8 protein-coding genes are annotated in these 11,055 nt (G+C 38.8%); 3 read left to right on the top strand and 5 right to left on the bottom strand.

The features are described from left to right. From AC2JBO_RS19445 to AC2JBO_RS19425, 5 genes are all read right to left on the bottom strand, one after another. On the bottom strand, positions 1–895 hold an 895-nt coding region (locus AC2JBO_RS19445; protein ID WP_496955299.1), incomplete at its 3' end, for a ParB N-terminal domain-containing protein. Positions 896–897: 2 nt separating this feature from the next. Then, positions 898–1,584, bottom strand: coding sequence for a hypothetical protein (locus AC2JBO_RS19440; RefSeq protein ID WP_496955298.1), 687 nt, complete (start codon positions 1,582–1,584; stop codon positions 898–900). Positions 1,585–1,632: 48 nt separating this feature from the next. Further along, complete coding sequence (locus AC2JBO_RS19435) at positions 1,633–2,439, bottom strand: phosphoadenosine phosphosulfate reductase family protein (protein WP_496955297.1); 807 nt, start codon at positions 2,437–2,439, stop codon at positions 1,633–1,635. After that, the gene (locus AC2JBO_RS19430) at positions 2,420–5,944 is read right to left on the bottom strand and encodes a hypothetical protein (protein WP_496955296.1); all 3,525 of its coding nucleotides are present in this window, start codon (positions 5,942–5,944) and stop codon (positions 2,420–2,422) included. Before AC2JBO_RS19430 ends, AC2JBO_RS19435 begins: the two co-directional genes overlap by 20 nt. 8 nt (positions 5,945–5,952) lie before the next feature. Beyond that, positions 5,953–6,882 (bottom strand): DUF4007 family protein, encoded by a 930-nt coding sequence (locus AC2JBO_RS19425; RefSeq protein ID WP_496955295.1) that lies wholly within the window; start codon positions 6,880–6,882, stop codon positions 5,953–5,955. 128 nt (positions 6,883–7,010) lie between these two features. Here AC2JBO_RS19425 and AC2JBO_RS19420 point away from each other — a divergent pair, with 128 nt between their 5' ends. The 3 genes from AC2JBO_RS19420 to AC2JBO_RS19410 all read left to right on the top strand — a co-directional run bounded on the left by AC2JBO_RS19420 (position 7,011) and on the right by AC2JBO_RS19410 (position 10,794). Next, positions 7,011–9,215: a DNA phosphorothioation-associated putative methyltransferase gene (locus AC2JBO_RS19420; RefSeq protein ID WP_496955294.1), complete on the top strand. Its 2,205-nt coding sequence runs from the start codon at positions 7,011–7,013 to the stop codon at positions 9,213–9,215. A 100-nt stretch (positions 9,216–9,315) separates the two neighbouring features. After that, complete coding sequence (locus AC2JBO_RS19415) at positions 9,316–10,287, top strand: HNH endonuclease (protein WP_496955293.1); 972 nt, start codon at positions 9,316–9,318, stop codon at positions 10,285–10,287. A gap of 27 nt (positions 10,288–10,314) precedes the next feature. After that, positions 10,315–10,794, top strand: a complete 480-nt coding sequence (locus AC2JBO_RS19410) for a hypothetical protein (RefSeq protein ID WP_496955292.1) — start codon at positions 10,315–10,317, stop codon at positions 10,792–10,794. The last annotated feature ends 261 nt before the right edge of the window (positions 10,795–11,055 follow it).

Genomic DNA, 11,055 nt, shown 5'->3' with positions numbered 1-11,055 from the left:
CCGATTCCGAATCGCCAAATGCAAATGAATAAATACGGGCAATTGAAGACAAATCTTCTCCTCGTCCTTTTAATTTTGATAAAGTTGTTCGCATCATCCTAGCTGCAAAGTCCTCATCATCTAGAAGCAACTCGCGTGATTTACTAACTTTTTTAGCGGTTTGATTTACAACTAAAAATATTTCACGACAAACCCTTTTTAAATCTATTCCTTTTTGCATATATTCTTGATTTCCATAATGTAAGTCTGGTAAAAACACAACACATACAGGTAGCTCTATGCGTTTAATCTGCTCTGTATTTAAAGACAAATGATTGTAAAAAGAAGCATATCTATCAGCACCCCAGCTTTTATTAATCTGACGATGCAAAGCTAAAACAGCCATTGCACGATGTTGACCATCTACAATAACAAATCCTGTTCTTTGGCGGTTATATTTTATTTCGCCCAACGGCGTTAGTTTCTCTTGAAACCTAATTTTATTAAAATCAAACAGTTCGCCAAACTCAATTTTTTCATCATTTTGAGCAGCCGTTGGTGTTGGGTAATATGGCTCAATACCTGTTTGATTATTGTTCTTAGGAACAAGAACTGCAAGTATTGGTGGGAAAAATCTTGCAGATGCTTCTTTTTCTCCTAGCAAATAAGGAATAAGGTCATGAGCTACACGAGAATCATCAAGGTCACGTTGCAGTAACTCATCGAAAGTAAGCTCTTCTATATTAAATACTTCACGCCAAGGCACCATTTGAGAAGCAAGCTCATTCTCCCAAATCCCTTCAGAGCCTGGTTTCATTTTTGTCAATAAAAACTGAGCGCGCACACGATTATTATCAGGACCTACTGTAAATTCACCATAAGTTCCATAGATTGGATTTTTTTGTACACCAAACATAATTAACGTCTCCCACAAATTGGATCTGCTACTAACTGTAAAAGTCTTTCTAATGCCCGTCTTGCTGCTGTATCTTGCTTCGGTTCATCGCTATCAGGACCAATATCCTTTGGAAGGGTACTGGTTGGGAAAATATGTACAATTAAATCCCGTGGCGCTATCTGCCTTACTCTGGCTTCAAGTGCAAATGAATGGGATAAATCTAATTGCTTCATAACTGATTCCACCGTTGCTTGAGGGTAAGCAGTTAAATGTCTGCTAACCAGGTGGCTGTCATCCCACATATCACTTAAAGATAAGTAATGCTGACGGTATACTCTTTTATGAAGGTCTTTTGCTATACCAATATAAATTGGTCTTGTAAAAATTTGTACCGCGTTAGACTTAAAAAAATCTATAAAAAATTTGTCCGCATTGGCAATTGCTTCATCCAAAACCTTTGACGCTGTTTGCTGCTGCTCACCACAGACAAGGTTTAGAGGTGATGTTGAGATTAGGCGAACACCATAACGCATTTGGATGCTTGTCGAAATTTCAATAGTTGCCCCTAAAAAGGATGAAAGAGTTTTACTGATAGCATTTTCGTCAACAATGTTTGGTTTGTAATACCAAGCATATAAACCTTGCTGATCACGAGGAATACGTGCTATGTGTGACCCTTGATACTGCGTTTGAGTAGTTGTGTCCATGAGTAGCCTAATTTACTACCCTATTGTAAACAGTATTAACCCTGATGTTTATAAGTGACAAGCAAAACAAGGCAATTCGTCATCTTCATCGTTGAGAACTTCCTCCAAAGCTTCAGCTAAATTTTTAGCAGGCGCCGCTTGTTGCTTTTTAGCCATAGCTTTGTTGTGTTCAGCGATTATCTCATCTTTACGGTCACGTATTTCTTGCAGCGTTTGTCCTTGAACCCAGGTATAAGTCCTTCCATTACTATGGTCTTGCTCGTACTTGATAGCCTGCTCAAATAGCTCAGGATGCTCCTGGGCTAACATAACCCATTCGTACTTACGCTGGAAGAAACAAAAGAAACAACCAGAACGGCTACGCCATTCGTAGTATTTTGGTAATCCTATACCGCTGTCTTCCAAAATACGCATAATATCGCTTTTAACTAGTCCAAGCTCCTTAAAGGGGAAAACGGCTTTGATATTAGGCTTTTTAGAAACGTATCCCTCTCTATCCTCATCCGCACGGATACCAACATAACTGATTGCTTCGTCGCTACCAACAAATTTTTCTAAAGGTTCAATTTTCATTCTGTTGGTACACCAGCGCATGGTAGGAGAGGGAAGCATACCACCGTGGATTGCTAACCAATGGTCAAACCCACGTTCTGCTGCCAGGTAATTAATTTTGATCCCCAAACGAGCCTCAATACGCTTGAGGTAATCGTAAGTTTCTTGCAGTTCCTTGTGTGTGTCGCAAAAGAAGTACTCCATATTTATCTCTGGATGCTTCTCCCGCATAAGTACGGCTAAAGCAGTACTGTCTTTACCCCCTGATAAACCCAGAATATGCCTAACTGCTTTTCCTTCCATCCTTTTTTTGCCCTTTGCGTTTAACCCTAGTTTCAGACACTTTATCAGTTGGCGCCGAAGATAAAATATGCTCGGTCAACTTGGCAACAACAGCTCGGTCTAATTGCGGATTGTTGTATTTTTCTAATATTGCCAAAATTTCCTCAAATACACCATCTACTTGATTTTGATTTTCATTATCGAACCAAACCAGCGAGTGTGTTTCCTGCCCATCAGGACGTGTAACGGTTATTTTGCGAGCTTCAAACCCGTCTGATGTACGTGTTTGAGAATCTTTCTGTATAGATTCAAGGTTTTTAAACCGTCGAGCTAAATCTGAAAGTTTTAGTTCAAAATTGGTTACATCTTCGTCTGTCCATGATTCCGCTGGTTTATCGGCAATAATCATTAACAGTGCTTCTAACCATTCGGTATCACTAGCATTTTCATTAGCAGCGGCTAGCACAAAAGACCTAACGCGATGTTCTAATACTTGACCGCTTAAATAACTAGCTCTTACACGCAAATCTTCCCGTAGCTTACTTTCATTACTACGTACTGCAAACGCACTATGAAGCAATACTTGACACTCACCTAGTAAGCGGTCATAAGCAGTTTGAATTTCGTGCAGTGCTGCAACAAGAGTCTTACGTAAAGTTTTTGCTATTGTACCATCATCTTCTTGGTCTGCAATAATTGGGTTTAAACCGCAAGCTATTGGTAAAGAAGTAAACAACAGTTCATCTGGCTCTTGAGCTTTTTGTAAGGTTTGTAACACAGCCAACGCTTCCTTACTTAGACGCTTGGTTTTACTAGTGTATGCAGGCAGCTTCTTCACGAATTGGAACAAAGGTTTAACAACAACCAATAAAGTTGTGTTTCTGGTTCCTTTGCTCTTTGGTGCATCCTTCTTACGCAAAATCGATTCGAGTTCTTTAAATACCTGTGACCGTAGTCCTACAACCTCAAAGTACTTAACCGCGAATCGTGATGCATCTTTTAGTAGCAGTTCAAAATGTTCTGCACCCAAGACAGGAATAAACACACCATCTTTGTAAACACCGACATCGTCTACATGATACAAGAGTACCGCAGCTAATAATACAGGTATAACACCACGTTTTACCCCGTAAGGAGGCGCCGCTAAAAACGTGTAGAGTTTGTCTACAGACTGTATTTTATTTTTGGCTTGTAAGCAGAAATCATCTATTGCCTGCCAAATTTGTGACACTCCTGATGTTTCTAACGGTTGATAAAATCCCCATCCATCGCTATCTTCACGATGAATACCCGTTTCGCTCAGTACTGAATAATACATAGTAACTTCGGGTCCATAGCCTTCTAAGCAAAGTCTTTCCCTATCGAGCTTTTCTATCATTGCCTCGATAAGTTCTCGTCTTGCTTTGCTACCTTGTGGGGTTAGCTCACGACGGTTGATTAATTCGTTCCAGAGCTTTAGTCCTCGGTGATAAACCTCATCACAAATATCAGATAGCTTGGCGTTAAAATCCGTAATGTGGTTTATGGTTTCCTGCTTACCTCCAATCCAACAACTGTTACTTGCTGAGATATCAAAGGTTTGGGTGAGGCTTTCATCCAGTAATTGTTCCGCTTGTACCAATCGATAACGTACTTCTTGCCTTGCTACACCATCACTTTGCAGTTCAGCCGCCGTAGTTTGGATTTTCTTTAAAGCTGCAAACTCGCGCGCTCGAATCCGCAATATATCCAAGTTAGATGGACATAATACAACTAAAGGTTTTCCATCTGCTGTAAATGCTGGAATATCTGATGGCGCCTCGTTATCTACCCAATACCCAATTAGCCCGTCACATTCATCGTGTGAACAACGTAACTTAGCAATGTTTTGCGCCCCATCTATATATTGACGCTCGAAGTAACGTAACGTACCCGTTTTGTAACTGTGTCGTTGAGCAACTACAGGTGTTAGGGAACGAATAGCTGAAAGAAGTTTTACTGCATTGGAACGCTCTTGTTCAAGATAATTTGTTAACTCAACATCGACATTAAAATCAGAACCTTGCCAAATTCGTAGTTCGTCTAACTGGCGCCGATAAGTAATAGTAGATTTTTTCAGAAGGCTATCAATTACTTGCTCCCAGTGAGATTTTGTTTCATCCGTGGGAGTTTCGCACATTGCCTGCGTTACAAATGCACGAGTCGCTCGTAAGGTGCCTGTCGTTGTTACAAGATTGAGGATACCGATAGCTTTTAATACACGCAAACTATCAACATCTTTGTTTCTTGCATCATCGATTAAATTCTGAATTTCTACCCAACGTTGAAGATTAGGACGAGAAGCTAAACCAGAACCAACCGCTTCGATAAAATAATCGTAGATTCTATCTAATTTGAGGGTTGATAATAGCAATATGTTTTGTGACTCGCTTTCTACGCTGGTTTCTTTTAAAAAGTTTGTAAAAGAATATGGCTCGCTACTTGTTAAAAATGTAAATAATGAGCGGTCATTTTGAGCATACCTTGTACATAAAATAGGTAGCACTAATGCCGTAATTGGATGTAGAGGAAAAGCTAATTTTAGATTCTCTTCTGTGTAGTCTTCTTGTATGTCACTAGGTAAGGCTTGATACCAGTGTGCTGCTTGACTTTCAACAATGGGATGAAAATCTGACGCTTGTGATTGATCGATTGCTTGACCAATTAAGCGTATCATTTGTACTGGAGAGTCTTTAAATGGAATATCTTCAAATCGACCTTGAATTTTAGACCATTCGTTACGCTGTACTGAAGCTAACCGTTCTCCATAATCGGCGAAGGCTTGGTGTAGTAAACCAATGATATAAACTTTATAACCGCTATCTTTACGGAGTTCTGCTAATTGCTGTAATAAATATAAATCTACGGCGCCTTGATTTTGAACTGCATACTCTAGGTTTTTACCTAATTCATCGATAATCAATAAAATATTAGTATCAGCAGCTTTGGCAACTTCTTTTAGTAAATTAGGAATTTCTTTGCTATCTATTATTTCTCCATTCGCAACTTGAGCTTCTAAGTCTACTAAATCACACGCTATCGCTATTTTACTCCGCTTTTTATGTGACCAAAAAGATTCGACACCTCTATGTAATGCACGAACGATAGTGTTACTTATTGGTTCTCGCTGTGCTGTTGCGACTGCTCTAAATAAACCTTGAGCAGGTATATTTTCTTCTAAAGTAAAATATTCAACACTATCATCGCCAAAGGTTTGTGCTGCAATTTCTAGTGCTATATGTCGTGATGGATTTTGAGATGAACCGCATAAAGAAGCGAAGAAATGAGCGAAAGCTGATTTCCCAGTTCCATAAACACTAGTTACTGTCCAAGCACGATTTTCTGATTCTCCTGCTAATCCAGCTAATATACGCTTGGTTGCATCTACTGACCTTTCGGTAGGGATATAACCATGTAAAGCATCAGTTTTATCTAAATCCCGTTCAAGGTTGATAGAACGAGAGTAACGACGTTTGAGACTGAAATAATCAGATAAAGGGTTATTCATCGACCTGCCTAAGCAACCTTGCCTTTGTAATACTTTTCTAAAATACTCTGTCCTAGCGCTTCTGGCTCAGATTGAAAGGAAAATTGAATTAAACCAGCAGAATCAGAGAGATAAACATTGTTTGACCACTTTGCAACTTGCTCGATAGCATCACATATCGCGTTCTCTGAAAGCTTAAGAGCCATTCCAGGACTACCAGTCTCGTAAACCAAGCGTGATATAGAAATATTTCGCTGTTCCCGTCCAACAAAACTAGCATACTCTAAGCAAGCAGCAACTATTATTTCTGCTGGTAAATTCCTTTTAGCGCCGAAACGAAACGTAAAGCGTCTAGAGTCTCCTGCTGTATTTATAATTCCTAATTGGGTAAATGGACAATCTATGCTTTCTTCACCTAGACCACCTTTTGTTGGTTGCTCAACGTACATTCGTAAAATACAAGTAACGTCTTTCTTTAGGGAAGATTCAACGGTACGAGCCGCCAGTGTATCCTTATAGTCGGATAAAGCATTAAATAAATCATCCTGCGAAAACTCGCTTTCTCGGAAAATGTTAAAAGCAAAGTACCAAGCAGCAGCATTACAACTTGGTTTTAACAGGTTCCAATGTAAAAGCCATAGTGTTGCGGGGTCTTCCAAATACTTATCCCAACCATTTTCTCCTAAAAGTCGCTCACCGAACTCCGAAGGTTCATCATTCTCTAACACTTTAAAAGCATTACACCAGTAACGAATCGCCATTGACATGTTTTTTCCAACACCAAGTCTTACGGGTGCATCGTCCTGTAAAAATATTTTAGGATTTTGGCAAGCTGCATCAAACCCCTTTTTTATCCAACCGTAACGTGGGTGAAATGTCTCATGGCGAGCAAATACAGGATTTACATTAATTGTTTCTTTTACAGCACCGTCTAAATTTAGACTAATTTGTTTTCCCATAAGTGATAATCTTTATAACTTAACAAGCATAAATGTAAAATCGATAGTAATACGAATTATTATGAAAAGATTCGTTATATGATGCATTAAATAGCTTGATAATAGAATGTTTATCTATAAGCAGGTCAATGATTGAGCAAAATAATAACTTCAATAAATTACAAACTGATGACCCAATAGAAGAACACAAGCTTTCTACTATACAGGAATTGGGTACAGTTCGGGATACTATCTTAACCAATAAGCACAAAAATTTACCCAATCTAAGTATAATTGCTCAAACGTGTAGGTCTAGCAAAGTTGGTAAAGTCTTACCCGATGCACTTTATGTTCATATTTCTGCACTAAGCGCGCTTGAAGAAATATTACAACATTATGAGCAGTATGCTCTTAGCGCCGTTTCTCAAATAGAAGCTACGTTAGTAAAATTCTGCTTTTTCCAACCAAAAATTTCTTACCTGTTTTATCCAGAGTTTGACACTGACCCTCATCCAGCACTACATAGCAGTGTCCAGGTAGATTTAGAAAGCTTAAAAGTAGTACATAGAGATTATAGTGATTCAAAAAATCCGCCAATCTTACATCGTAAAGAGACGTTTGTTACACCTGAATATCCTAATTATGGGTTGTTTGCTGAATTAACAGGCGCCGAAGTTGCTTTAGGGTTGTTACGTGATGCCAAGACTATTGGTACACGTTCAGGTTGGGAAAAACGCTTAAAAGCTTACAATGTCAAAATTGTCGAGCATCGTCTTGTTCCACTTTACCCAGTAATAGGTACTGATGAACCAGCACGACAGATAGACCGTCATAAAGCAGCAATTATTCGTGGTGAGTTGTCACGTCCTGTACGTTTGGCGTTGGAAGCTGGTTTATTTACACAGGGTAATACTTTTTTTGATTACGGTTGTGGACACGGTGAGGATATTAAGGGTATTGCTCAACAGGGATATACAAGTGCTGGTTGGGACCCTTATTATTTACCCAAAATAGAACAGGCGCCTGCTGATATAGTTAACCTTGGTTACGTTATCAACGTGATTGAAAATACTGGGGAACGTCGAGATGCTTTACTCAAAGCTTGGGAGCTTACCCGCAGGGTTTTACTCGTTGCTGCTCAAGTAACTGTAGCTGATACAAACCGAGGTACTATTGCTTATGGTGATGGAGTTGTAACTACCCGCAATACCTTCCAGAAGTACTACGAGCAGGAAGAATTAAAAATTTATATTGACCAGGTGTTGGGTGTTGAAGCGCTCCCCGCTGGTTTGGGTATTTATTTTGTGTTCCGTAACGAATCCGAAGCACAACTGTTTCGAGCTTCGCGTTTTCGTTCCCGTGCGACCACACCCAGAATCAAAGTAAAAGTTAAACAATTTGAAGATTACCAAGAACTACTGGCACCTTTAATGGCTTTTATAACTGAACGCGGTAGATTACCTAGTAGGGGTGAACTAAAGAGCGAGGATGATATAACTGCTGAGTTTGGTAGTATTAAGCGTGCTTATCATTTAATTTTGCAGGCTACTGACCCAACTGAGTGGGAAGCAATAACGAAAAAACGGCGTCAAGATTTAATGGTTTACCTAGCACTGAGTAAATTTAGCAGAACACCAAAACTCGTAGAACTGGCGCCTGAAGTACAGGAAGATATCAAGAGTTTGTTTGGTACTTATAAACAAGCTTGCTTAGAAGCTTACGAAATGTTGCATAGCTTAGGTGACTTGAAGAATATTAAAACTTATTGTCAAAACAGCACTGTTGGTAAAAAGTTACCATTGTCTTTACTGGTTCATGTGTCAGCACTACAAAACCTTGACCCATTGTTACGGCTGTATGAGGGATGTGCGAGCCGAACGATTGGACGAATGGAAGGCGCCAATGTAATTAAAATCCATACAAGAAGCCCGAAAATATCTTACTTGTATTACCCTGACTTCGATATAGACCCTCATCCAGCGCTACAAACTAGAATATCTATTGATTTGCGTAATTTAAGCGTTACGTATGAGGACTTTGATAATGATGACCCTCCTATACTTCATTACAAAGATGCTTTGGTTAATAGTGATTATCCTCTCTACGAAAAATTTGCCCGCTTAACTTCTCAAGAAGAAGATTGGGGACTATTGGATGACTGGTGCCTTATTAGTACTCGTTCCGGGTGGTTAAAGTGCTTAAAAGACCATTGTGCAATTCTCAAGAATTATCAACTTTTATGGCAAAAAGACGCTGACTCTTATAAACTTAAAGCTTTACGTGCTGCGGTTCAAACTCGTCAAACGAAAAGACGCAATGTATCAAAACAGAAAGATGTTGGGGAGGGTGCTTAAAGTTTTAAAGTTATTTAAAGGCACTTGTTTTTACAAAAATAATATGCAGCCATTCTATATTAATGTATTAATTTAATACGTCTTTGATTTAAGTAATATTATGGTGAAAGACCTAGCTTATTATTGTAAAAAGTTTTCTCCTAAGATTAAACTGACAAATCCTGGTGGTTTAAATGTAAGCCGTAACACGGGTACGGCGCCCAACAAACCAATTTTACTTTTATCTATCATTGAACTAATTAGCAGAGGAGAAATCAGAAAAAACCAAATACCGTTATCTGGTGAGTTAGTAGCTGAATTTATGAATTTATGGCGCCACTTGGAACCAAAGCGCAACCCAGACATCGGACAACCATTTTTTTACCTACGAAGCGATGGCTTTTGGCACTTCCAACCAAACCCAGGTTTTGAGCTAACTGTTACATCCAAAGCAAAACTTGTATCAGCAGGCGCCTTAAAACAAGCGGTAGAATATGCGTATTTTGATGACGAGTTGTGGCAAATATTACAAGATTCTCAAGGAAGAAGCGCATTAACACAGGTGCTTATTGATGAGTGGTTCGCTGGCGCCAGTAATATCGAGGGAATCTTACATATAAATGCTTTCGGGGAACTGCAAGCGGAATTGGAACGCGCGGGGGGTAAAATTTACCAGCCTGAAGAGTTAGATTCTGAACAAAAAGTTATAGTTCGAGACGCTGCGTTTCGTAAAATTATCACAACTACTTATGGATATCGCTGTGCGTTTTGTGGATATCAGGTGCTTGATTTGAATGGGCAAGGTATTGTGGATGGCGCCCACATTCTCCCATTTTCAAAATTCTACGATGACAAAATAGACAATGGGCTAGCGTTATGCAAGACCCATCACTGGGCTTTTGACCGTGGTTGGTTTAGTATAAATGATGACTACACGATTATAGTTATGGAAAGTTTACGGGAACAGGCGCCGAACTGCAAACCAATGAGAGAATTTATAGGAGAGTCGATTATATTACCAGCACAGCAACAATATTATCCTAGAGTAGAAGCATTGCAATGGCACAGAGAGAATATATTTGATGCAGCCTGAATAACTAAAAAATAATGTTTAAATATTATGCATACTAAAACAAAATTAAATCAACTTACTGTTAGCTTATTTTTGCCTGCTATATTATCATTTTCCGCATTTACCACAATCCAAGCATCTCACGCTGAAATTCCTAAAGTAAATAATATAGAAGCAACTATGAGCGAATTGGAAGTAGTCAGAAACCGTGAAGGTTTAGCTCGTTTGAATGGTAAGAAAGTAAAACTTGTAGGATATTATATATCACAATTTAGCAAACCTAAATTTCCTGGAAATCCAAATTTTAAAGGTAATTACATTAAATCTCAAATTGTATTAGAAGATGGTACTATTGTACATATTTTCCCATCTTGGAATAAACAATCATTGCGTTCTCCCTCTGAAGCAGAAAAGCACAAAGGAAAAATTGTTGAAGCAATAGGAGTAATTGAATTTGAAGTCACATCTAGTAAAAATCCCCAAATCAAGGAATCTTTCATTAATTTAGAAGAATTAATGAACAGCTAGCTATGTTTGCTGGTTCATGTACATCACTTACTGGCGCCTGTGTGAATGTAGATGCGTTGAATGTATAAGTACTAGATAATTAGATAGAGTAAAAAGGGTCTTGTAAGTGTAATAACTTTACTTAACCTAACTAATTTATAGGCGCCATTATTTTACTACCTGCTCAATAACAATATTATCTGTGCTTTCGGTTGTGTTGCAGTGGCATAGTGATAATCAAGTAAAAACGTATCCTGCTAATAATGACCTACCACTAGTTCT

The sequence above is a fragment of the Calothrix sp. CBUCES-K 9914 genome (assembly GCF_059640475.1).
This window is presented reverse-complemented; position numbering and strand designations above follow the sequence as displayed.